The following is a 22,127-nucleotide window of genomic DNA, read 5'->3' as shown; positions in this document are numbered from 1 at the left end:
GCGGCGCCCGCGTCGGTTTGTGACTCCAGGTGGGCCGCACTGGCGCTGGCGGGCGCAGCACCGGCCCGCTCCGGCCCGTCCCATACCGGGCCCCGGGGCCGGCATGGGCCGGCCCGGGGCAGCGGGTCGAGGAGAGGGGCAGCGGGGATTAGCCCATCTCCTCCAGCGCCTTGCCCTTGGTCTCCTTCACGAACTTGAGCACGAAGGGGATCGAGAGCACGGCGAAGCAGGTGTAGATGATGTAGGTGCCCGAGAGGTTCCAGTCGGCGAGGCTCGGGAAGCTCGCGGTGATCGCCCAGTTGGCGATCCACTGCGCGGAGGCGGCGACGCCGAGAGCGGCGGCACGGATCCGGTTCGGGAACATCTCGCCGAGGAAGACCCAGACCACCACACCCCACGAGAGTGCGAAGAAGAGCACGAAGACGTGGGCGGCGATCAGGGCGACGGTGCCCTGGGTGGTCGGCAGCTTGCCGTCGACCAGATCCGCGGAGAAGGCCCATGCCTCGAAGGCCAGGGCGACTGCCATACCGACGGACCCGACGAGCGCGAGCGGCCTGCGGCCCACGCGGTCCACCAGGATCATGGCGATCACGGTGCCGATGATGTTGATGATCGACGTGGTGAACGAGTAGAAGAACGAGTCGGTCGGGTCGATGCCGACGGACTGCCAGAGCGTCGCCGAGTAGTAGAAGGCGACGTTGATGCCGACGAGCTGCTGGAAGACCGACAGGCCGATACCGACCCAGACGATCGGCAGGAAGCCGAAGCGGCTGCCGAGCAGGTCGCTGAACTTGGACTTGTGCTCACGGCGCATGGCCGTCTCGATCTCGTCGACGCGGGCGTCGAGGTCGACGCTCTTGCCCTCCACCTCTTCGAGGATCTTCCGGGCGCGGTCCCTCTTGCCGACGGAGATCAGGAAGCGCGGGGACTCGGGGATCACGAAGGACAGGAGCCCGTACAGGATGGCGGGCAGAACCATCACGCCGAGCATCCACTGCCAGGCCTCGAAGCCGGCGATCTCGCCCCGCTGGTCGCCGTCGGCGATCTGCAGGATGCCGTAGTTGACCAGCTGCGAGATGGCGATGCCGACGACGATGGCGGCCTGCTGGAAGGACCCGAGGCGGCCTCGGTAGGCGGGCGGCGAGACCTCGGCGATGTACGCCGGGCCGATGACCGAGGCCATACCGATCGCGAAGCCGCCGATGATCCGCCACATGGCGAGGTCCCAGAGGGCGAACGGCAGCGCGGATCCGACGGCGCTGATGGTGAAGAGCACCGAGGCGATCTGCATACAGCGGATGCGGCCGATCCGGTCGGCGATACGTCCCGCCGTAGCCGCGCCGATGGCACAGCCGATCAGGGCGATGGCGATGACCTGCGCCAGCGTCCCTGACCCGATGTCATAGCGGTCACGGATGGCCTCGACCGCACCGTTGATCACGGAGCTGTCGTAGCCGAAGAGGAAGCCGCCCATCGCTGCGGCAGCCGTGATGAAGATGACATGGCCGAGATGGTCCGGGTGGGCCCCTCGGGCTCCGGACTCGGGTCCGTGCGCTGTGCTGGTCACATGAACTCCTGGTACCTGGCCGCGACGTCAGGTGTGGGGGGTGAGCCCTCCCAGTGGCGCACAACTTCCAGTCGACCACCACTTGAAGGTAAAAACAACATTGCCGAGGTTATGTGTTCAAGTTTCGAAGTCAAGACTTGGGCGAGGGTGAAGCAGCTCCTCACAAGTACCCAGGAACACCCAAAAGGTGCGTTGAAGTGTTGAAGATTCGGTAAAGACGGTGTGACTACCCGTCAGCCGATGTCCGGGGGCCTCGGCTGAGCCGCTGGCTGATCACCTTGGAGACACCGTCGCCCTGCATCGAGACGCCGTACAGTGCGTCGGCGACCTCCATCGTCCGCTTCTGGTGCGTGATCACGATGAGCTGGGAGCTTTCCTGGAGCTCCACCATGATCCGGATCAGACGCTGGAGATTGGTGTCGTCGAGCGCCGCCTCGACCTCGTCCATCACGTAGAACGGGCTCGGCCTGGCCTTGAAGATGGAGACCAGCAGGGCAACGGCCGTAAGGGATCGCTCGCCGCCCGACAGCAGCGAGAGCCGCTTGACCTTCTTGCCCGGCGGCCTCGCCTCGACGTCGAGACCGGTCGTCAGCATGTTGTCCGGGTCGGTGAGGACGAGACGGCCCTCACCGCCCGGGAACAGCCGGGAGAACACGCCCTCGAACTCGCGGGCGGTGTCGCGGAACGCCTCGGTGAAGACCTGCTCGACCCGTTCGTCGACCTCCTTGATCACCTGCATCAGGTCGGCCCGGGTCTTCTTCAGGTCCTCGAGCTGCTCGGAGAGGAACTTGTGCCGTTCCTCCAGGGCCGAGAACTCCTCGAGGGCGAGCGGATTCACCTTCCCGAGTTGCTGATACGCCCGTTCGGCCGCCTTCAGCCTCTTCTCCTGCTCGGCCCTGACGAACGGCTTCGGCTGGTTGCGAGGATGCTCCGGGTCCGCCGGGAGTTCCTCGCCCTCCGCGGCGGGGGACGGCTGCACCAGCTGTTCCGGCCCGTACTCGGCGGCCAGACCGGCCGGCTCGACGCCGAACTCCTCCAGCGCCCTGGCCTCCACCTGCTCCATGCGCAGCCGCTTCTCGGCCCCGAGCACCTCGCCTCGGTGCACCGAGTCGGTGAGCCGGTCGAGTTCGCCCTTGAGGTCACGGCCCCGGCCGCGTTCGGCCGCCAGGTCCCGCTCGCGCTCGGCCTTCGCCGCCTCGGCCCGGGTCCGCTCCTCCTCCGCCCGGACGACCGAGACCTCGACATGGGCGAGCAGTTGCCGGGCTCCCGAGGCCACGGCGGTGGCCACGGCGGCCTCGTGGCGCAGCCGGGCGCGGCGCTGCTCGGCGCGGGTGCGTGCCTCCCGCTCGGCACGGGCCCCGCGGTCGAGGGCGTCGGCCCGCCCGGCCAGCGCCTTGACCCTTTCCTCGTGGGTACGGGCCTGGAGACGGGCCTCCATCTCGGTCTGGCGCGCGTTGGCGCCGTCGGCGGCCAGCCTGTCCCGTACGGAACTGTCGGGCTCCTCCTCCACGGGGGTCTCCTCCGCGACCAGCAGGCGCTCCGCCAGCTCCTCGGCCTCCGCGGTGGCCCGCTCCAGCGCCTCCTGCGCCCGGGAGGCGGAAGCCGTCATCCGCTCGGCCTCTCCGGCCGCGCCACGGGCCTGCCCGGCCAGCCGCCCGAGCTGCTGCGCCACCCCGGACTTCTCCCGCTCGGCGGCCCGGCGCCTCTCCCCCAGTTCCTCCACCATGGCCGCGCTCCCGCCGCGGCGTCCGGCGGCCGCGCCCTGGGCCGAGGCGAGTTGCTCACAGCGCACGGCGAGCTCGGCCAGCTCACCGGCCGCCTCGTCGACGGAGGCCTGGACCTCCAGCAGACTGGGTGCCCCGGCGGATCCGCCGTGCGCGAAGTGCGCGCCCAGCACATCGCCCTCCGTGGTGACGGCGGTCAGCCCCGGATGGGCGGCGACCAGTTCCTCGGCGTCCTCCAGGGTGCCGACGACGACCATGTCCCGCACCAGTCTCCGCACGGCGGCCGTCAGTTCGGCAGGGCCCTGGAGCAGTCCGGCGACGGTGGGCGCGGCGCACTCCGCGGTGGCGGCGTCGGCGACGAACCGGCCCGCGGAGGTGCCGTGGACCGCGCCGGCGGCCCCGGCACCGTGCTCGGCGGCGGGTGCCCCGGCTCCGTGCTCCGCGCTGCGGGCGCCCGGGGCGGATGAGCTGACGGCCGTGGGGCCGTGATCCGCCCCGGATGCCTGCCCGGGTACCTGGGCAGCAGGGGAACCGACGGTCCCGGCCGGTTGTTCCGTGCCCTGCGCGGGTACCTGACCGGACCCCGCGCCGCCCGGCACCAGCGCCGCGCGTCCCGCGTCCTGTTTGCGCAGCAGACGGATCGCGTCCGCCGCCGTGGCCGGATCCCTCACCGCGACGGCGTCTGCTGCCGCTCCGAGCGCCGCGGCCACCGCGACCTCGTACCCCGGAGCCACCGTGACCAGCTCCGCGACCGGCCCGAGCAACCCGGAGAGCCGGTCGCCCGCGCCGAGCAGGACGCCGGTGCCGTCCTTGCGCCGCAGCCCCAGCGACAGCGCCTCGTGCCGGGCGGAGACCGCGGCTCGGCTGCGTTCTGCCGCGGTGACCGCATCGCGGGCCGCGGTCAGGGCGGTCTCCGCCGCGACGAGCTCCAGCTTGGCGGCCTCGTGCTGCTCGGCCAGCTCGGCGTCGCCCGCGTCCAGACCTTCGACCTCCGCCTTGAGCTGCTCGTACTCCTCGTGCGCCGCGACCGCCCGCTCCTGCGCCTCGTCCCGCGAAGCGGCCAGTCGGTCGATCTCGGCCTGCGCCGAAGCGGCACGGCCGCGAGCCGCGTTGACCTGCCCCCTGAGCCGGGCGAGCCCTTCGCGCCGGTCGGCGATGGCGCGGGCCGCGTCCCTGAGCCTGCGCTCCTCGGCGGCCAACTCCCGCTCCAGTTCGGCCCGGTGCGCGGTGGTGTCCTCCAGGGCGTGCTCCGCCGCCTCGAGTGCCGCCTCCAGCTCCGCCTCCTGCTCGCGGATCCGGGCGGCCTCACGCTCCATGTCCTCCGGGTCCCGCCCGCGCCGCTCCTCCTCCGGCGCGGCCGTGGCGCTCTTCACCCGGGCCTCGGCCAGTGAGATCGAGCCCCGCACCCGTTCGGCCAGCTGGGAGAGTTCGTACCAGGTCTGCTGGGCCCGCTGCAGCCGCGGGGCCAGCCGGCGCACCTCGTCCTCCAGGTCCGCCTCGCGGGCAAGCGCCGCCCTGAGCTCGGCCTCCGCGGCTTCCCTGCGCTGCTTGAGGGCGGCCTCGTCGGCGATCTCGCCGCGCAGCGCCTCCCGGAGCCGCACGAGGTCGTCGGCCAGGAGCCGCAGCCGGGCGTCCCGCAGGTCGGCCTGGATGACGGCGGCGCGGCGGGCCACCGCGGCCTGCCGGCCCAGCGGTTTGAGCTGGCGCCGGAGTTCGTCGGTGAGGTCCTGGACGCGGGCGAGGTTGGCACCCATCGCCTCCAGCTTCCTGAGCGCCTTCTCCTTGCGCTTGCGGTGCTTGAGGACACCCGCGGCCTCTTCGATGAAGGCGCGGCGCCCCGTCGGATCGGCGTGCAGGACCGAGTCGAGCCGGCCCTGGCCCACGATGACGTGCATCTCCCGTCCGATACCGGAGTCCGAGAGGAGTTCCTGGATATCGAGCAGACGGCAGGTGTCCCCGTTGATCTGGTATTCGCTGCCGCCATTGCGGAACATGATCCGGGTAATGGTCACTTCGGCGTACTCGATGGGCAGCGCGCCATCGGAATTGTCGATGGTCAGCGACACCTCCGCGCGGCCCAGCGGCGGCCTTCCCGTGGTGCCGGCGAAGATCACGTCTTCCATCTTGCCGCCGCGCAGGGATTTGGCCCCCTGCTCGCCCATGACCCAGGAGAGCGCGTCCACCACATTGGATTTGCCCGAACCGTTGGGACCGACGACACAGGTGATCCCCGGTTCGAACCGCAGGGTGGTGGCGGAGGCGAACGATTTGAAACCACGGAGGGTCAGGGCCTTGAGGTGCACGCCGCCGGACTCTACCTTTCACTCTCGGTTTCACCGCTGAAGGTGCAGGGCACATCAGACGGTAAGCCAAGAGCGAAAGGCCGGCGACGGCCCCAGGGGGGAAAGAAAAAAGGGACGCCGGAGCGTCCCTTGTCATTCCTGCACGGTGCTGCTGTGCAGTCCCACGAGCACAGCCTTGCGTGACGGATCGCGAGCGGACCGGATCACGTGCAATTCCAGGTGTCCAGGACGACGATCCGTGACGAAGACTTCGATGGTTGATCCCGAGCGGCTGGCGTGTGGCCCGACCGGCCCCGGCAGGGCCTTGGGGTCAGGTCAGCGCGGGCTCCGCCTGGGGTACGTCGATGTCGATGCTGTCGAGCAGCGACTCCTGGTGCTGGGCGGCGGCGTTGAGCGCGTCGTTCTCGTCCTGGATCCGTGTGAGCTCGGATTCCAGGTCCTGGACACGCTTCTGAAGCCGTCGCATCTCGGCGAGGAGTCGCGGGTCGGAACCGCCGACGTAACCGAGAAGCGCCTTTGCCATGATGAATGGTCCTCCACACTGAGTGACCGACCGATGCGGTGTGGGTCGTGGTCGTGAGGGAATCGCACCCGCGGTGCTCGGCAGTGCTCTCTTTCCACTGCTGTTCTGCTGTTTCCAGCCCTGCCGAACAGCTACGGTGCGCGGGGTTTTCAGCGTCTCACCAAAAAGTTTGACGGTCAACACGATCACACGCCTACGGGCCGGGTGACCCGGGGGTGCGCGGCCCGACGATCATGCGGCGCGACTCTCCTGCGGGTTCCCGAAGGACGTGGAGATCTTCGTCAATCCCGCAGCCTGGCACGGTGCGCGTCTCTTGGCAACCACGTACTCGGCCTGCCTGTTTCGCAGGTCATTTCGGGTGCGCGGCCCTCGGCCACCCGGTGGGTCACCGCTCGCCGTCCTCGCGCACACAGCGGTTTCGGACCGTGTTTCCCGGCCGCGGTCAGCGGATCGCGAATCCTTCATATCCCCCGCGGGGCGTGTCCCAGATCTCAGTGACGCCTTCCACGCGTCCGGGTGTGTCGTCGGAGCCGAGCCAGTCGAGCAGGCGGTGGCAATTGTCACGCGGCCCCTCGGCCACCACCTGCACCCGGCCGTCGTCGAGATTGAGTGCGAAGCCGGTGAGTTTTCCGATCTCCAAAGCGTTTTCCCTGGTGAACCAGCGGAACCCTACTTGCTGTACTCGGCCGCGTACCCATACGACAAGTCGTGCATCTTCGTTCATGCCCGAACGCTAACCGGCCAATTACTCAAGCAGCACGCCGCCCCAATCAGCCATGGCGTATGGTCCCCTCGCAATAGCTTCACTCGTACGGGTGAGTTTGATCTTGAATACGGTGACGTCGCAACGACGCCCGGAGCACGAGGAAGGCACAGCGCATGGGACGGCATCGACGCGCAGGCGCGGCCCCCGCCGCTGAGCAGCACGCGGCGGACCCGGAGGGCGTGCACCACGGTGCACGCCGGAAGAAGCGGGCCGGCATGCCCGTGCGCGCCGGGCTCCTCGGAGTGTCCGCGGCCGTGGCCGTCGGAGCCGTCGCCGTCGCCTCCGGTCTTCTTCCGGGCGGTGGTGGCTACGACGTGAGCGGCGGCGGGGCCACGGGCCAGGTCCACGCCGGTGGTGCTCCCGACCTGCTGACCCAGGGCGAGTCGTCCGCAAAGCCCACCGGACGCACCTCGGCCTCCGCGTCGGCCGAGGCCGACCGGGGCGCCGGCCGTTCCGCCGCACCGTCGAAGTCCCCCTCGGCCTCCCCGACCGAGAAGCCGAGCGCCGAGCCGTCGGCCACGGCCTCGAAGAAGGCGACGAAGACGCCGGAGCGGACGAAGGCACCGGGCGCGGAGCCGAGGAGGACCAAGTCGGCCGGGCCCGCGTCGAAGACCCCTGCCGCGCCGAAGCCGTCGTCGGCTTCGCCGAGCAGCAAGGCCCCCGCCCCGGCGAGCCCCTCCACGCAGACCGCCGTGCTCAGCCTGGTCAACCAGGAGCGTGCGAAGGTCGGCTGCAGCCCGGTCACCACTAGCGCCTCGCTGACCGCTCTCGCCCAGGACTTCAGTGAGGACATGGCCGCCCGGGACTTCTTCGGCCACACCGACCCGGACGGGGCGACCCCCTGGGACCGTGCCGCCGAGGCCGGCGTGCAGGGTCTGGGCGGCGAGAACATCGCCCGCGGCCAGGCCGATGCCCAGGCCGTGATGGACGCCTGGATGAACAGCGACGGGCACCGCGCGAACATCCTCAACTGCGACTACAAGACGCTCGGTGTCGGAGTTCACCTCGGTTCCGGCGGCCCCTGGTGGACCCAGGACTTCGGCTTCTGACGCATCCGGCGGCCGGCCGCCGGACGTACCGAGGGCTAGGCCGAGCCAACCGAGCACGGTCCACCACCGCATCTCCGCCTGTGCAGCGCTCACCAGGAGTGAGCGCTGCACAGGCGTAAGCTGGCGGTCATGGCTGAGGCAGCGGCGGAATCCGTACCCGACGGCGGCGATCCGCCGTTCGACGTCTTCTCACGGCAGTGCTTGTCGCGCGGGACGCTGGAGCACGTCACGGGCCGCTGGGGCGGCCTGACCCTGGGCGCGCTGCACGAGAGCGGCGCGCGCTTCAACGAGCTGCGCCGCCGGGTCGACGGCGTCAGCGAGAAGATGCTCTCCCGGACACTGCACGCGCTGGAGCGGGACGGGCTCGTCCACCGCGAGGCCCGCCTGACCAATCCGCCGCGCGTCGACTACGACCTGACGCCCCTCGGCCGCGAGGTCGCAGGACGGCTGGTGGACCTCATCCAGCTCGTCGAAGGCCGGATGCCCGAGGTCGTCGAGGCCCGGAGCCGGTACGACGCGGCACACCGGCCCTGAGCGGGAAGCGTCAGGAGATCCGCGGCGGGCGCTGGCACCGCGGGCAGAAGTAGCTGGAGCGGTTCATCCACGGGCGCCGGCGCATGGGCGTACCGCAGCGGCGGCAGGGCTCGTCCTCGCGTCCGTACGCGTCCAGCGACCGGTCGAAGTAGCCGGACTCCCCGTTCACGTTGACGTACAGGCTGTCGAAGCTGGTTCCGCCCTGGTCGAGGGCCTCCCGCATCACGTCCCGGATGTGGCCGAGCAGCTCCGCCGTCCTCGGGCGGGTCAGCGTGGCGGTCGGCCGCTCGAAGTGCAGTCTGCTGCGCCACAGCGCCTCGTCCGCGTAGATGTTGCCGACGCCGCTGATCAGGGACTGGTCGAGCAGGGCACGTTTGACCGTCGTACGGCGCAGGCGCAGCGCCAGGTGGAAGGCGCTGTCGTCGAAGGCCGGGTCCAGAGGGTCACGCGCGATGTGCGCGATGACGTCGGGCAGCCCCTCGGGGGTGTTGTCGTGCAGCGAGAGCCCGCCGAAGGTGCGCTGGTCGACGAAGCGCAGCTCGGTGCGGAGGGCGTCGCCGAAGCGGATCCTGATCCGCAGATGCTTCTCGTCGGCCGCCTCCTCGGGCTGGACGAGCAGCTGCCCGCTCATGCCGAGGTGCCCGAGGAGCGAGGACTCCGCATCGTCGAGCGGCACCCAGAGGTACTTGCCACGGCGCATCGCCGTGCCGAAACGCACGCCGCGGAGCCGGGCCGCGAAATCCGCGCCACCCGCGAGGTGCCGGCGCACCGCTCGCGGATGCAGGACCTCGACGGCCTCCACGGTGCGCCCGGCGGTCCAGCGCTCCAGACCGCGCCGCACGACTTCGACCTCGGGCAGTTCGGGCACGGCGGGCACTCCTTCGAGGGGAACGGGACAGCGGAAACCCCCCGGTGCGCGGAGGCACCGAGGGGTTTCCGGATCACTCAGGCCGGAGCGGCGTCCGAGTGCGGCGACGGTTCGGCAGGGGTGTCGGCGGCCCCTCCGTCGGCGGCGGCCTCGGCCACCGCCTCCCGTGCTTCCGCGGCGGCGCTGATCTCGCGCCAGGCGGACTCCGCCGCCTGCTGCTCCGCTTCCTTCTTGCTACGGCCGGTGCCGGTGCCGTACGAGACACCACCGACGCGAGCAGCAGCAGTAAAGGTCTTCTCGTGATCGGGGCCGGTCTCCGTGACGAGGTACTCGGGAACTCCGAGGCTCTCGCTCGCGGTGAGCTCCTGGAGACTGGTCTTCCAGTCCAGGCCGGCTCCGAGGTTGGAGGACCTGTCGATCAGCGGGTCGAAGAGCCGGTGAACCAGCTCCGAGGCCGCGCTGAGGCCCTGGTCGAGATAGACGGCGCCGAGCACCGCTTCAAGGGTGTCGGCGAGGATGGAAGCCTTGTCCCGGCCACCCGTGCCCTCTTCACCGCGGCCGAGCCGGATGAAGGAGCCGAGTTCGAGGCCGCGGCCCACTTCCGCAAGTGCACGCGAGTTGACCACCGCGGCCCGCAACTTGGCCAGCTGGCCTTCGGGCAGGTCGGGGTGGGTGCGGTACAGCGTGTCCGTGACCACCAGTCCGAGCACGGAATCCCCGAGGAATTCCAGCCGCTCGTTGGTGGGCAGACCGCCGTTCTCGTACGCGTACGAACGGTGGGTCAGCGCACGCACCAGAAGGGCGGACTCGAGGTGATACCCGAGCCGCCCTTCCAGAAGCGTGTGGGACGAGGCTGTGTTGATGTTGTCTGCCTGCTTCTTGGCGCTGGACAACTCAGACATCGGGCCTCTCACCAGCCGCTCAGACCTCGAGGACCTGGCGCTTGTTGTAGGTGCCGCAGCTCGGGCACGCAATGTGCTGGAGCTTCGGCTCCTGGCAACGCTCGCACGAAACCAGGGTGGGGACCGCAGCCTTCCACTGCGACCGGCGGTGGCGCGTGTTGCTGCGCGACATCTTCCGCTTCGGAACAGCCACGGCTACTTCTCCTGCTTCTCGTCGACGCCAGGTTCGGCGCCGCCCATGTTGTCCTTCTCGCCGTCCTGAACGGTCTCGGCGAGTCCTTGCAGTGCCGCCCAACGTATGTCGGCGACGTCGTGGTGGTGGTCCGGATTCTCGTCCAGCCTGATTCCGCACTCGGAACACAGACCGGCACAGGTCTCCTTGCACACCGGCTGCAGCGGCAGTGCGAGCACCACCGCGTCACGCAGCACAGGCTCGAGGTCGAACGAGTCGTCCTCGAGAAAGAACCTGTCCTCGTCGTCCTCGGCGTCGTCGACCGGGTCCGCGGTCCTGCTGCGGTTCCGGTCGTCGGCGTCAGGGTACGAGAACATCTCCTGGAAGTCCGCTTCGACCTCGATGGCCAGCGGCTCCAGACACCTTACGCACTCCCCCTCGGCCGTCGCACGGGCGGTGCCTGTGACGAGCACCCCTTCCATGACCGATTCGAGGCGGACGTCCAGCGCCAGGGGCGCGTTCTCCGGCACACCGACGACACCGTCGATGCCGAGGTCCTTCGGTGCTTCCGCCGTGCGGGTCAGCCGCTTCATGGCACCAGGACGCCGACCCAGCTCGCGCGTATCGAACACGAGAGGGCTGCGGTGGTCGAGGTGGCCGTTCAGGGCTTTTCCTGCTTTCGAAATCATGTGCGTGGTGCGGCTTCGGGTGGGCCGTCCCCGGTCCTGGTGGAGAGAGGGCAGCCGGGATCGCGGACATACACGCGACCGAAGAGTAAGGATACTGGACGTACCGCCCAGCTCCCAATCCGGTACGGACCGCTCCGGTCAGCGGCCCTGTTCGTAGCGGCGCAGCTGTTCCAGGTCGATCATGCTGGTGTCGAAGAGGCTGGTCTCGTCGAGCGCGCTCTCACCCTGCTGTGCCGGGACCTGGCCCGGCTGCGGCCAGCCGTACTCCTGCTGGTTCTGCTGCTGGTTCTGCTGCTGGTTCGGGTCGTACGCCTGCTGCTGGTAGGCATACGGATCGGGCTGCTGCTGGTAGGCGGCGTAGGAACCGTCCTGGAGCTGCTGGTCCTGGTAGCCGTACGTCTGCGCGTACTGCGGCTCGGCCTGGGCCGGGAAGCCGGGCTGCGCGGGGTCCGGGTAGCCGGCCGCCGGTGCGTAGTCCGGCTGTGCGGGCTCGGTGTACGCGTGCTGCTGGGCAGCCTGCCGAGGCTCGGGGGTGGCGAGCTCGGCCAGACCGGCCCAGTGGTCCTCGTCGCTGGTGTGCTGACCGCCGCCCGCGGCGTCCTGGGCCGCCATGTGCGCGCCGAGGTCGTCGGTGGCGACCCGGCCGTGCAGCTTCTGGCGGCCCCGGCCGACGGCCTCCAGGGTCTTGGCCAGCACGGCCTCGAAGGCGCCGAGCTTGGTGTCCACGTAGTCGTCGGCGCGCCTGCGGAGCGTCTCCGGGTCGGCGCTGCGCTCGGGTGCCTCGGCGAAGTCGGGGTCCTGGTAGCCCTGCTCGTCGATGCCCTCGCCGCGGCCCAGGAGCTTCTCGCGGCCCCGGTCCACGGAGCCGATGGTCTTGGTGAGGACGACCTCGAAGTTGGCGAGCTTGCTGTCGACGTACTCGTCCGCCTCGCCGCGGACCTCGTCGGCCTCCCTGCGGGCGTCGGACAGGATCCGGTCCGCCTCGGCCTGGGAGCGCTGGGCGACCTCGGTGCCGGAGATGAGGGAGCCGCGCTCCGCGCGTGCCGACTCGACGATCCGCTCCGCCTCCTGCCGGGCCTGCTCGACGAGCTGCTCACGGCCGCCGATCAGCTCCTCGGCGTGGGCGAGCGAGCCGGGCAGGGCCTCGCGCACCTCTTCGAGCATCGCGAGCAGTTCGGCCCGGTTGACCACACAGGACGCCGACATGGGCATGGACCGGGCGTTCCCGACCGTTTCGACGATCTCGTCGAGCTTCTTCTGCACGTCCACCGTGTGCTCGCCACTCTCTGCTGCTGTTGGAGACGGACGGGACGACTGTAAGGCCAGTCGGCTCCCGTCCGACACCTGGTGACGGACGGTCAGCGCCTCACTTCTGGCCGAGACGCTCCACGAGGGCGTCGTGGACCGTCGGCGGCAGCAGGTGCGCCACGTCACCGCCCCAGGTCGCGACCTCCTTGACCAGGGAGGACGACAGGAAGCTGTAGGTCGGGTTCGTCGGCACGAAGAGCGTCTCGACCCCGGAGAGGCCGTTGTTCATCTGGGCCATCTGCAGCTCGTAGTCGAAGTCGCTGACGGCTCGCAGGCCCTTCACGATCGCCGGGATGTCGCGCTGCTTGCAGAAGTCGACGAGCAGGCCGTGGAAGGACTCGACCTCGACGTTGCCGAAGTCGGCGGTGACCTCACGGATCATCCCGATCCGCTCGTCGACCGTGAAAAGACCCTTCTTGGACTGGTTGATCATCACGGCGACGTGCACGACGTCGTACAGCTTCGAAGCTCGTCCGATGATGTCGAGATGTCCGTTGGTGATGGGGTCGAACGACCCCGGACAGACGGCGCGGCGCAACGTGATTCCCTCGCTCTCCGGTGCGGTCATCGTGCGTCTTGGCACGTAGAGGCGGCGCGACCGTACCAGAACGTGGCCTCGCCGTAGCGGCGCGCCCGCTGTGGTTCGAATCCGTCCGGCCAGCTGAATTCGCCGCCCCTGGTGCTCCGCTCCACCGTGACGAGAGCATCGCCCGTGAGCCACCCCTGAGCACGGAGTGTGAGGAGTATCTCCCCAAGATCGCCGTCGGTCACGGCGTACGGCGGGTCGAGGAAAACCACGTCGTACGGGTCGGAGGGTGCCGGTCCCGTCACGATCTGTTCGGCTTTGCCCACGCGGAATTCGGCGCCGGGCAGACCGAGGGTCCGGATGTTGTCGCGGACGGTACGGGCGGCCTTGGCGTCGGCCTCCACGAGCAGGGCGTGGGCCGCTCCGCGGGAGAGTGCCTCCAGACCCACCGCGCCGGAGCCCGCGTACAGGTCGGCGACACGGATGCCGTCGAGCGTGCCCAGGAGCGCTTCCCAGGTGGAGAACAGGGCCTCGCGCGCACGGTCGGAGGTGGGGCGGGTGCCGGTGCCGGGCGGGACGGCCAGGCGGCGTCCGCCGGCCGAGCCGGCGATCACGCGGGTCATGGGCTTTTCGTTCCTCGGGTCGCGGGCGGCACACCGGGCGGAACGTGTGCCGTGCTCCCCACGATATGGCGTCACCGGTGATCCGCCCGGTCACCCCTTGTCGAGGTACTCCTCCCGGTCCTTGTCGAGCAGGGCGTCCAGCGCGGTGCGCAGCTCCGGCAGCCGCTCGAGCCCGGGGTCGTCGGCGACGACGCGCACGGCCTCCTCGCGGGCCGCCGCGATGACCTCCTCGTCGTCGATGACGCTGAGCACGCGCAGGGAGGAGCGGACACCGGACTGGGCCTGGCCGAGGACATCGCCCTCCCGACGCTGTTCGAGGTCGATGCGGGACAGCTCGAAGCCGTCGAGGGTGGCCGCGACGGCGGAGAGTCTGGCCCGGGCGGGGCTCGCCTCGTGGGCCTCGCTGACGAGCAGGCAGAGGCCGGGGGCGCTGCCGCGGCCGACCCTGCCGCGGAGCTGGTGCAGCTGAGACACCCCGAAGCGGTCGGCGTCCATGATCACCATCGCGGTGGCGTTGGGGACGTTCACCCCGACCTCGATGACGGTGGTGGCGACCAGGACGTCGGCCTGACCGGCGGCGAACCGGCGCATGACGTCGTCCTTGTCGTCGGGGTGCATCCGCCCGTGCAGCACCTCGATGCGGAGGCCGGTGAGCGCGCCCTTGCGGAGCTGATCGGCGATCTCCAGCACGGCGAGCGGCGGGCGCTTCTCCGCGTCGTCCTCGGGGGCGGCCTGCTTCTTCGCCGCCTTCCCCTTCTTCTCGCCCTCCTCGTCGGCGTCGTCCCCGATGCGGGGGCAGACCACGTAGGCCTGGTGGCCGTTCTCCACCTCCTCGCGTACGCGTTCCCAGGCACGGCTGAGGAAGTGGGGCTTGTCCTTGGCGGGTACGACATGGCTGGCGATGGGCGACCGGCCGGCCGGGAGCTGGTCCAGGACGGAGGTCTCCAGGTCCCCGAAGACGGTCATCGCGACCGTACGGGGAATGGGTGTGGCCGTCATGACCAGCAGGTGCGGCGGCTGCTTCCCCTTGGAACGCAGGGCGTCGCGCTGTTCCACGCCGAAGCGGTGCTGTTCGTCGACGACGACCAGGCCGAGATCGTGGAACTGCACCTTGTCCTCGATCAGCGCGTGGGTGCCGATGACGATCCCGGCCTCCCCCGTGACGAGGTCGAGCAGCGCCTTCCGGCGGGCCGCGACGCCCATGGAGCCGGTGAGCAGGACGACCTTCGTGCCCAGGTCGGAGCCTCCGAGCATTCCTCCCTCGGCGAGCTCGCCCATCATCTCGGTGATCGACCGGTGGTGCTGCTGGGCCAGCACCTCGGTGGGCGCGAGCATCGCCGCCTGGCCACCCGCGTCGACGACCCTGAGCATGGCCCGCAGCGCGACGAGCGTCTTGCCGGACCCGACCTCGCCCTGGAGCAGCCGGTGCATGGGGTGTTCCGTCGCGAGGGCGCCGAAGATCTCCTCGGTGACCTTCTGCTGGCCCTCGGTGAGGGTGAAGGGAAGTGTGGCGTCGAAGGCGTCGAGCAGCCCCTCGGGGACGGGCCCTCGTGCGGCTGCGGGGAGTTGGGTGTCGGCGTACCGGCGGCGGGCGAGCGCGACCTGGAGGACGAAGGCCTCGTCCCAGCGCAGTCTGTCCCGGGCGGAGGCGATGTCCGCCTTGGTCTGCGGACGGTGGATCCGGAGCAGCGCCTCGGGCAGGGGGACGAAGCCACGCCCTTCGCGCAGCGCGGGAGGCAGCGGGTCCACCGCCTCCTGCGCGCTGGGCAGGACCGTGTCGACGGCCTTGGCGATCCGCCAGGAGTCGAGCTGCTTGCAGGCCGGGTAGATCGGCAGCAGCTGCCCCGCGAAGGCGTCGACGGCGTCGGTCGCCTCGCTCTCGTCCTGCGCGTCGAGGAGTTGGTACGTGGGATGGGCGAGCTGCATCTTCCGGTTGAACACGGAGGCCTTGCCCGCGAACATCGCCCGCCGCCCCGGAAGCAGTTCCTTGTGCGGCTTGTGGACGCCGTGGCCGAAGAAGACCAGCTGGAGCCTGCCGCTCCCGTCGGTGAGGGTGACCTCCAGCCGTTTGCCCCGGCCGTTGTTGAACATGATGATCCGCGCGTCGGCGACCTGTGCCACGACCGTCACGTGCTCGTCCAGCGGGAGCTCGGTGAGCGCCGTGAGACGGCCCCGCTCCTCGTAGCGCCGCGGGTAGTGGTGCAGCAGATCACCGACCGTGTGCAGGTCGAGGTGTTCGGCCATCACCTTCGCGGTGGCTCCGCCGAGCAGCTTCTTCAGGGGTTCATCGAAAGCGGACACGTGGTCCATTGCACACCACGCCACTGACAGACGTCGCAGGACGCAGCGCGGCGACGTGTCACTCGACGCCGATCAGCAGGGGGGCCGCCTGGTGACCACCCCGGTAGACGACCGTGTCGACGGCGAGGTAACCCTCGCGGACGTGCGCGCCCAGCTCGTCGGCCAGGGCGTCGGGTACGTCCTCCCCGAGGATCAGGGTGACGAGTTCGCCGCCCGCCGACAGCATGCGGTCCAGGACCGTGCGGGCCGTGCCGGGGACGTCCTCACCGATGACGGCGACGTCCCCGTCGATCAGGCCGAGGATGTCGCCGGCCTGGCAGATGCCCGCCATGGTCCACGACTGCCTCTCGGCGACCGCCAGTTCGGCGTACCGGGTGGCGCCGGCCGCCGATGTCATCGCGACGACGTCCTCGTCGAAGGTGCGGCCGGGTTCGTGGACCGCGAGCGCGGCGATGCCCTGGACCGCGGCACGGGTGGGGACCAGGGCGACGCGGATGCCTTCGGTCCTGGCCTGCTCGGCTGCCGCGGCGGCGGTGTGGCGCAACTGGGCGTCGTTGGGCAGCAGGACCACTTCGCGGGCGTGGGCCCGGCGGATGGCGTCGACGAGTTCGCCGCTGGCGGGCGGCTCCCCGGGGCGGGCCAGCACGGTGGTCGCCCCGGCCTCGGCGCACAGTCCCGAGAGTCCGTCGCCGGGAACCACCACGACGACCGCGCGCTGGACGGGTTCCCGGTGGGCCGAGCCCCGGTCGGCGGCGAAGTGGGTGATCCGGATCCGGTAGGGCCGGCCGGCCTCGACCCCGGCCTCGACGGCCGCACCCGCGTCGTCGACGTGGACGTGGACGTTCCACAGGCCGTCGCCGCCGACCACGACGAGGGACTCCCCCAGGGCGTCCAGGCGGCTGCGCAGCCGGGCGACCGCCTCGTCGGAGGCTTCCAGCAGATAGATGACCTCGAAGGCCGGGCCGCCGTCCGGATCCGCGTCCGCGCAGTCGCCGGTCAGGGGCAGGAGGTCGGGGGCGGGCAGGACGGCACGCTCCCGCGCCTGTCCGCCGACCGCTTCCAGCAGCGCCCCGAGCACGGTCACCAGGCCCTGCCCGCCGGCGTCCACGACGCCCGCCCGCCCGAGGACGGCGAGCTGGCCGGGGGTGGCGGCCAGGGCTGCCCGCGCCCCCTCGTACGCCACCTCGACCACGTCCTTGAGGCGGGCGCCGCCGTCCGTGGCCCCGGCCGCCTCGGCGGCGGCGGTGGCGACTGTGAGCACCGTGCCCTCGACGGGGTGGGCGACGGCCAGCCGAGCCGCGGCGGCCGCCTCCGCCAGCGCGGCCCGCAGGTGATGCGCGTCACCCGACTCGGACAGCACCGAGGCCATGCCGCGCAGCAACTGGGCCAGGATGGTGCCGGAGTTGCCTCGCGCGCCGATCAGCGCGCCGTGCGCCATGGCCCGTACGGCGTCGGCGGGATCGGGCGTGGTGGAGCCGGTCTCATGGGCGGCGAAGACCGCTTCGACGGCTGCGGCCGCCGACTCGACGGTGAGGTACAGGTTGGTTCCGGTGTCCCCGTCCGCGACCGGGTAGACGTTGATGGCGTCGATGGCCTCTCGCTCCCTGCCGAGGGCCTCCAGGGCCAGTGAGCACCAGGTGCGCACCGCGACGGCGTCGAGATCGTCGGGGGACTGCGGCACCGGTGGTCCTCCTTGGGGACGGCCGTGGGGGGCTGGCTGCACCGCAGGGTAGCCCTCGTGCGCGGACCCGGTGGGCGGAGGTGCGGGGCGGAGTGCCCGGGGTGCCGTGGTAGTTTCGTATCTCCGACGCAGCCGTTGTATGCTGCTTCGGTTGCCCGACGAGAGTCGGGACATTCCTCCGGTACCGCCACTTCAGTAAAATGATTCCGGCGCGCCGGAATTCACTGTAAGTGCATCTGAAGTTTTGGAGTGACCCGTGGCTGCCAACTGCGACGTTTGCGGCAAGGGGCCGAGCTTCGGCAACAGCATTTCGCACTCGCACCGCCGTACGTCCCGTCGCTGGAATCCCAACATCCAGCGCGTGCGTGCCGTGGTCGGGCGGACGCCGAAGCGGCTCAACGTCTGCACCTCGTGCATCAAGGCCGGCAAGGTCGCGCGCTGACGTCCCCGTCGTAGCGCAGCCTTCCGGTTGCCCAAAAAGCCGGTCCACCTCGGTGGACCGGCTTTTTGCTGTGCTTCACCGGGCAGCGCGGAAGAGCCAGCCGTGGTCGACGGGGCCGATGCCGCCTCCCAGCGCGAAGCCGGCGCGGATCGCGCCGGTGACGTACTCCTTCGCGCCCCGCACCGCGGTGGGGACGTCCTGGCCGCGGGCGAGTCCGCACGCTATGGCGGAGGCCAGGGTGCAGCCGGTGCCGTGGGTGTGCCGGTTGTCGTGCCGCGGTGCGCGCAGCCAGTGCTCCTCGCGGCCGTCGGTCACGAGGTCCACGGCATCGCCGGGGAGATGCCCGCCCTTGATCACCACCCAGCGCGGTCCGTGGCCGAGGATCTCGGCGGCGGCCCGGCGCATCCCCTCCTCGTCGGTGACGGTGACCCCCGTGAGCTGGGTCACTTCGTCGAGGTTCGGGGTGGCGACCGTGGCGACGGGCAGCAGCTTCGTGCGTACGGAGTCGAGGGCCTCGGTGGCCAGCAGCGCGTCCCCGTGCTTGGAGACCCCGACGGGGTCGACGACGACGGGTACGCCGGTCCCCGCGAGGAGTTCCGCGACGGCGTCGACGAGCGCGGCCGATGACAGCATGCCGGTCTTCACCGCCTGGACGCCGATGTCGTCCACGACGCTGCGGTACTGGGCGCGTACGGCGTCCACCGGAAGCTCCCAGGCGCCCTGCACGCCCAGCGAGTTCTGGGCCGTCACCGCGGTGAGCACGCTCATCCCGTGGACGCCGAGGGCCAGCATCGTCTTCAGGTCGGCCTGGATGCCCGCACCGCCGCCGGAGTCGGAGCCGGCGACGGTGAGGACACGGGGCGGTATCGGGGCAGGTGCGGTCATGCCCCGGAATCTACTGGGCGTCCTCGATGGATCCGAAATGGTCCCAGCCGCCCTTGCTCGTCCAGGGCGCCCCGTCGACGGTGACCTGGGGCAGCGCCGACGGGTTGAGGACCTCTCCGATGACCTTCCAGCGGGCGGGGAGCTTGGCGTCGGACGGGAACGTCGCCACGATCGCGTGGTCCTCTCCCCCGGTCAGCACCCACTGCAGCGGGTCGACCCCGACGGCCTGCCCGATGTCGGACATCTGCGAGGGGATGTCGATGAGCCCGGACCGCAGGTCGATGCGGACCTTGCTGGCCTCGGCGATGTGCCCGAGGTCGGCCACGAGCCCGTCGCTGACGTCGGTCATGGCCGTGGCGCCGAGCCCGGCCGCCGCGGGGCCGGCGTGGTACGGCGGTTCGGGGCGCCGGTGGGCCTCGACGAAGGCACGCGGTGAGCGGAACCCCCGGGAGAGTACGGCGAATCCGGCGGCGGACCAGCCGAGCCAGCCGGTGACGGCCACGATGTCGCCGGGCCGTGCGCCGCCGCGGGTGACGGGTTCGTGGTTGCGCAGGTCGCCGAGTGCGGTGATCGCGACGGTGATGGTGTCGCCGCCGACGACGTCACCGCCGACCACCGCCGCGCCGGCGACCTGGCATTCGTCGCGCAGCCCGTCCATCAGTTCGGCGGCCCAGGTGACCGGGAGGTCGGCCGGGACCACGAGGCCGAGGAGCAGCGCGGTGGGGACGGCGCCCATGGCCGCGATGTCGGCGAGGTTCTGGGCGGCGGCCTTGCGGCCGACGTCGTACGCCGTCGACCAGTCGCGGCGGAAGTGCCGCCCTTCGAGCAGGATGTCCGTACTGGCCACGACCCTGCGGTCGGGAGCGGCGACGACCGCGGCGTCGTCGCCGGGTCCCAGCCGTACCGCCGGAGTGGTGGTGAGCCGGGACGTGAGCTCTCTGATGAGCCCGAACTCCCCCAACTCGCCCACGGTTCCCTTCACCGAGTCTCACCTCTCATCTATCGCACCGGACACCTGTCCGGGCTGCTTCAGCGGCCGGAGGTCCGGACCGTGGGCGCACGGCCCACGGGAGCCGGTGGCCCTGGGACGTGCAGACATCACCGTCCCCCTTCCGCACCGGCGGGCTTGCGGTCGCGAGCCCGAACTGCTGTCGGTACCGTCGAGGGATACGTCAACTTGTGTGGTGCGTACGCCACGCTGGGGGCGTCAACCGGCCCGTAGGTCTCCCCGCGGCCCGCGGCAACGCGATAACGTGGCGTCCCTTTCCCCCACATGATCCTCGTGGCCGCCCTGGAGGTTCCGTGGTACAGGCGTACATCCTTATCCAGACCGAGGTGGGCAAGGCGTCGATCGTCGCCGAGACCATCGCCAAGCTTCCGGGAGTGATCCAGGCAGAGGACGTCACAGGCCCCTACGACGTGGTGGTGCGCGCGCAGGCCGACTCGGTCGACGCGCTCGGCCGCATGGTGGTCGCCAAGGTCCAGCAGGTGGACGGCATCACGCGTACGCTGACCTGCCCGGTCGTCCACCTCTGACCCCTGTCTACGCTGGTCCGGTGACTCACACCCGCCGCCGGTCCCCCCGATCCCGTGCTCTCGCCCCGTCCGCCGCCCTGGTCGTCCTGGCCGTGGCGGGCTGCTCCTCCGGCGGTGCCCAGCCCTCGGTGGCGGTTCCCACACCGCCGTCGGAGGCCGCCGGGTACTGCGGGGAACTGCACAAGGAGCTGCCGGAGACCGTCGCCGGGCTGGAACGGAGTGATCCCTCACCGGACTCGGACCTGACCGCCGGTTGGGGGGACGGGGCGATCGTACTGCGCTGCGGCGTCCCCCGGCCCGCGAAGATGGACGATTCCCAGTCCAAGGCCGTCGACGCGGACGGCGTCAACTGGCTGCTGGAGCAGCGCGATGACGCCGGACCGCGCTTCACGACCACGTACCGCAAGGCGTACGTCGAAGTGACGCTCGGGATCGAGTACGCCCATGACATCACCCCGTTGTCCGCGTTCGCCGTACCCGTGAGGAAGACGGTCCCCGACAGTCTCTGAGGGTGCCTCTCGCACGAGGCGGCCCTCGGAGGGTCAGCGCAGACCGGTGGAGCGGTTCAGAGCGGCCGCGATCAGCCGGTCGACCAGCTCCGGGTACTCCACGCCGCTCGCCTGCCACATGCGGGGGAACATCGAGATCGGGGTGAAGCCCGGCATGGTGTTGATCTCGTTGATGACGAACGAGCCGTCCTCGGTGAGGAAGAAGTCGGCGCGCACCAGTCCCTCGCAGGCGGCCGCCTCGAAGGCCTCCACGGCGAGCCGCCGCACCTCGGCGGTCTGCTCCTCGGTGAGCGGTGCGGGAACCAGTCCCGCCGCCGAGTCGATGTACTTGGCCTCGAAGTCGTAGAAGTCGTGCGCGGTGACGGGCGGGATCTCCGCGGGCACGCTGGCACGCGGTCCGTCCTCGAACTCCAGCACACCGCACTCGATCTCCCTGCCGCGCAGCAGGGATTCCACGAGGAACTTGGGGTCGTGCCGGCGGGCCTCGTCGATCGCCTCGTCGAGCCCGGCCGCGTCGTCGACCTTGGTGATGCCCATGGAGGAGCCGCCGCGGGCGGGCTTGACGAAGAGCGGCCAGCCGTTCTCGGCCGCGAACTCCATGATGCGCTTGCGGGCGGCGGGGCGGTCGGACTCCCACTCCCGGGGGCGGATGACCTCGTACGGCCCGACCGGCAGCCCGAAGGAGGTGAACACCCGCTTCATGTACTCCTTGTCCTGGCCGACGGCCGAGGACAGGACACCCGCGCCGACATAGGGCACGCCGGAGAGTTCCAGAAGCCCCTGGAGCGTGCCGTCCTCGCCGTAGGGGCCGTGCAGCACGGGGAAGACGACGTCGACCTCGCCCAGGACCGTGGGCACCGAACCGGGCTCACCCACGACGACGTCGCGGTTGCCGGGGTCGACGGACAGAGTGACCGTGCCCTGCCCGGACTCGGCCAGCTGGTCCACGTCGGGCACCTGCCGGTCCGCGATGGCCATCCGGGCCGGATCGTCGGACGTGAGGGCCCAGCGTCCGTCCCTGGTGATACCGATCGGCAGGACGTCGTACTTCGTCCGGTCGATGGCGCTCATGATGGCACCGGCCGTGACGACCGAGATGCCGTGTTCGGAGCTCCGGCCGCCGAACACGACGGCCACGCGCGGCTTGCGGCCCTGCTCGGAGCTCAGGGGGCTCTCAGTGCTCTGGGGGAGGTTCTGGCTGCTCATATCGCGTTGAGCG

General features: G+C 70.7%; 21 protein-coding genes. 5 read left to right on the top strand and 16 right to left on the bottom strand.

Going from position 1 to position 22,127, the window contains the following annotated elements; translation table 11 throughout:
- Positions 1-148: 148 nt before the first annotated feature.
- The 4 genes from ABZ441_RS30905 to ABZ441_RS30890 form a co-directional block, all read right to left on the bottom strand.
- Positions 149-1,567 (bottom strand): sugar porter family MFS transporter, encoded by a 1,419-nt coding sequence (locus ABZ441_RS30905; RefSeq protein WP_358980216.1) that lies wholly within the window; start codon positions 1,565-1,567, stop codon positions 149-151.
- 226 nt (positions 1,568-1,793) lie between these two features.
- A complete protein-coding gene (locus ABZ441_RS30900) occupies positions 1,794-5,594 on the bottom strand; it encodes an AAA family ATPase (protein WP_358980213.1) in 3,801 nt (1,266 codons plus the stop codon).
- Between the two features lie 310 nt (positions 5,595-5,904).
- Positions 5,905-6,117: a hypothetical protein gene (locus tag ABZ441_RS30895; RefSeq protein ID WP_031100593.1), complete on the bottom strand. Its 213-nt coding sequence runs from the start codon at positions 6,115-6,117 to the stop codon at positions 5,905-5,907.
- Positions 6,118-6,559: 442 nt separating this feature from the next.
- On the bottom strand, positions 6,560-6,841 hold the full coding sequence (locus ABZ441_RS30890) for an acylphosphatase (protein WP_358980210.1): 282 nt from the start codon (positions 6,839-6,841) through the stop codon (positions 6,560-6,562).
- A 155-nt stretch (positions 6,842-6,996) separates the two neighbouring features.
- Between ABZ441_RS30890 and ABZ441_RS30885 the strand changes: the two genes are divergently transcribed.
- Positions 6,997-7,932 (top strand): CAP domain-containing protein, encoded by a 936-nt coding sequence (locus ABZ441_RS30885; protein ID WP_358980208.1) that lies wholly within the window; start codon positions 6,997-6,999, stop codon positions 7,930-7,932.
- Between the two features lie 129 nt (positions 7,933-8,061).
- Positions 8,062-8,466: a helix-turn-helix domain-containing protein gene (locus ABZ441_RS30880; RefSeq protein ID WP_358980206.1), complete on the top strand. Its 405-nt coding sequence runs from the start codon at positions 8,062-8,064 to the stop codon at positions 8,464-8,466.
- 10 nt (positions 8,467-8,476) lie between these two features.
- Here the strand turns inward: ABZ441_RS30880 and mutM are convergent, their stop codons facing one another.
- From mutM to ABZ441_RS30835, 9 genes are all read right to left on the bottom strand, one after another.
- The gene (gene mutM / locus ABZ441_RS30875; RefSeq protein ID WP_358980204.1) at positions 8,477-9,334 is read right to left on the bottom strand and encodes a bifunctional DNA-formamidopyrimidine glycosylase/DNA-(apurinic or apyrimidinic site) lyase; all 858 of its coding nucleotides are present in this window, start codon (positions 9,332-9,334) and stop codon (positions 8,477-8,479) included.
- A gap of 77 nt (positions 9,335-9,411) precedes the next feature.
- On the bottom strand, positions 9,412-10,236 hold the full coding sequence (gene rnc / locus ABZ441_RS30870; protein ID WP_358980202.1) for a ribonuclease III: 825 nt from the start codon (positions 10,234-10,236) through the stop codon (positions 9,412-9,414).
- Positions 10,237-10,255: 19 nt separating this feature from the next.
- Positions 10,256-10,429, bottom strand: a complete 174-nt coding sequence (rpmF, locus tag ABZ441_RS30865; RefSeq protein WP_003965982.1) for a 50S ribosomal protein L32 — start codon at positions 10,427-10,429, stop codon at positions 10,256-10,258.
- Between the two features lie 2 nt (positions 10,430-10,431).
- Entirely contained in the window at positions 10,432-11,097 is a 666-nt protein-coding gene (locus tag ABZ441_RS30860; protein ID WP_358980199.1) for a DUF177 domain-containing protein, read from the bottom strand.
- Positions 11,098-11,235: 138 nt separating this feature from the next.
- Positions 11,236-12,366, bottom strand: coding sequence for a cell division initiation protein (locus ABZ441_RS30855; protein WP_358980197.1), 1,131 nt, complete (start codon positions 12,364-12,366; stop codon positions 11,236-11,238).
- A 97-nt stretch (positions 12,367-12,463) separates the two neighbouring features.
- A complete protein-coding gene (gene coaD / locus ABZ441_RS30850; RefSeq protein WP_358980218.1) occupies positions 12,464-12,943 on the bottom strand; it encodes a pantetheine-phosphate adenylyltransferase in 480 nt (159 codons plus the stop codon).
- Between the two features lie 26 nt (positions 12,944-12,969).
- Positions 12,970-13,554 carry a 16S rRNA (guanine(966)-N(2))-methyltransferase RsmD gene (gene rsmD, locus ABZ441_RS30845; RefSeq protein WP_358980195.1) on the bottom strand — a complete coding sequence of 195 codons (585 nt, stop codon included), beginning with the start codon at positions 13,552-13,554 and terminating at the stop codon, positions 12,970-12,972.
- A 90-nt stretch (positions 13,555-13,644) separates the two neighbouring features.
- Positions 13,645-15,864 carry an ATP-dependent DNA helicase RecG gene (gene recG / locus ABZ441_RS30840; RefSeq protein ID WP_358980193.1) on the bottom strand — a complete coding sequence of 740 codons (2,220 nt, stop codon included), beginning with the start codon at positions 15,862-15,864 and terminating at the stop codon, positions 13,645-13,647.
- A gap of 49 nt (positions 15,865-15,913) precedes the next feature.
- Positions 15,914-17,536, bottom strand: coding sequence for a DAK2 domain-containing protein (locus ABZ441_RS30835; protein ID WP_358980191.1), 1,623 nt, complete (start codon positions 17,534-17,536; stop codon positions 15,914-15,916).
- A 256-nt stretch (positions 17,537-17,792) separates the two neighbouring features.
- Between ABZ441_RS30835 and rpmB the strand changes: the two genes are divergently transcribed.
- The gene (rpmB, locus tag ABZ441_RS30830; protein WP_003965989.1) at positions 17,793-17,978 is read left to right on the top strand and encodes a 50S ribosomal protein L28; all 186 of its coding nucleotides are present in this window, start codon (positions 17,793-17,795) and stop codon (positions 17,976-17,978) included.
- Between the two features lie 75 nt (positions 17,979-18,053).
- Here the strand turns inward: rpmB and thiD are convergent, their stop codons facing one another.
- Positions 18,054-18,863, bottom strand: coding sequence for a bifunctional hydroxymethylpyrimidine kinase/phosphomethylpyrimidine kinase (gene thiD / locus ABZ441_RS30825; protein ID WP_358980188.1), 810 nt, complete (start codon positions 18,861-18,863; stop codon positions 18,054-18,056).
- Between the two features lie 10 nt (positions 18,864-18,873).
- Positions 18,874-19,845 carry a thiamine-phosphate kinase gene (locus tag ABZ441_RS30820; RefSeq protein ID WP_358980185.1) on the bottom strand — a complete coding sequence of 324 codons (972 nt, stop codon included), beginning with the start codon at positions 19,843-19,845 and terminating at the stop codon, positions 18,874-18,876.
- 320 nt (positions 19,846-20,165) lie between these two features.
- Between ABZ441_RS30820 and ABZ441_RS30815 the strand changes: the two genes are divergently transcribed.
- Both ABZ441_RS30815 and ABZ441_RS30810 read left to right on the top strand, forming a co-directional pair.
- The gene (locus ABZ441_RS30815; protein WP_358980183.1) at positions 20,166-20,399 is read left to right on the top strand and encodes an Lrp/AsnC ligand binding domain-containing protein; all 234 of its coding nucleotides are present in this window, start codon (positions 20,166-20,168) and stop codon (positions 20,397-20,399) included.
- A gap of 20 nt (positions 20,400-20,419) precedes the next feature.
- On the top strand, positions 20,420-20,908 hold the full coding sequence (locus tag ABZ441_RS30810; protein WP_358980181.1) for a DUF3515 domain-containing protein: 489 nt from the start codon (positions 20,420-20,422) through the stop codon (positions 20,906-20,908).
- Positions 20,909-20,941: 33 nt separating this feature from the next.
- On the opposite strand, the gene ABZ441_RS30805 is transcribed toward ABZ441_RS30810, so the two are convergent.
- Positions 20,942-22,114: a D-alanine--D-alanine ligase family protein gene (locus ABZ441_RS30805; protein ID WP_358980179.1), complete on the bottom strand. Its 1,173-nt coding sequence runs from the start codon at positions 22,112-22,114 to the stop codon at positions 20,942-20,944.
- Positions 22,115-22,127: the final 13 nt, after the last annotated feature.

Source organism: Streptomyces sp. NPDC005752 (genome assembly GCF_040630715.1).
GTDB lineage: Bacteria > Actinomycetota > Actinomycetes > Streptomycetales > Streptomycetaceae > Streptomyces.
This window is presented reverse-complemented; position numbering and strand designations above follow the sequence as displayed.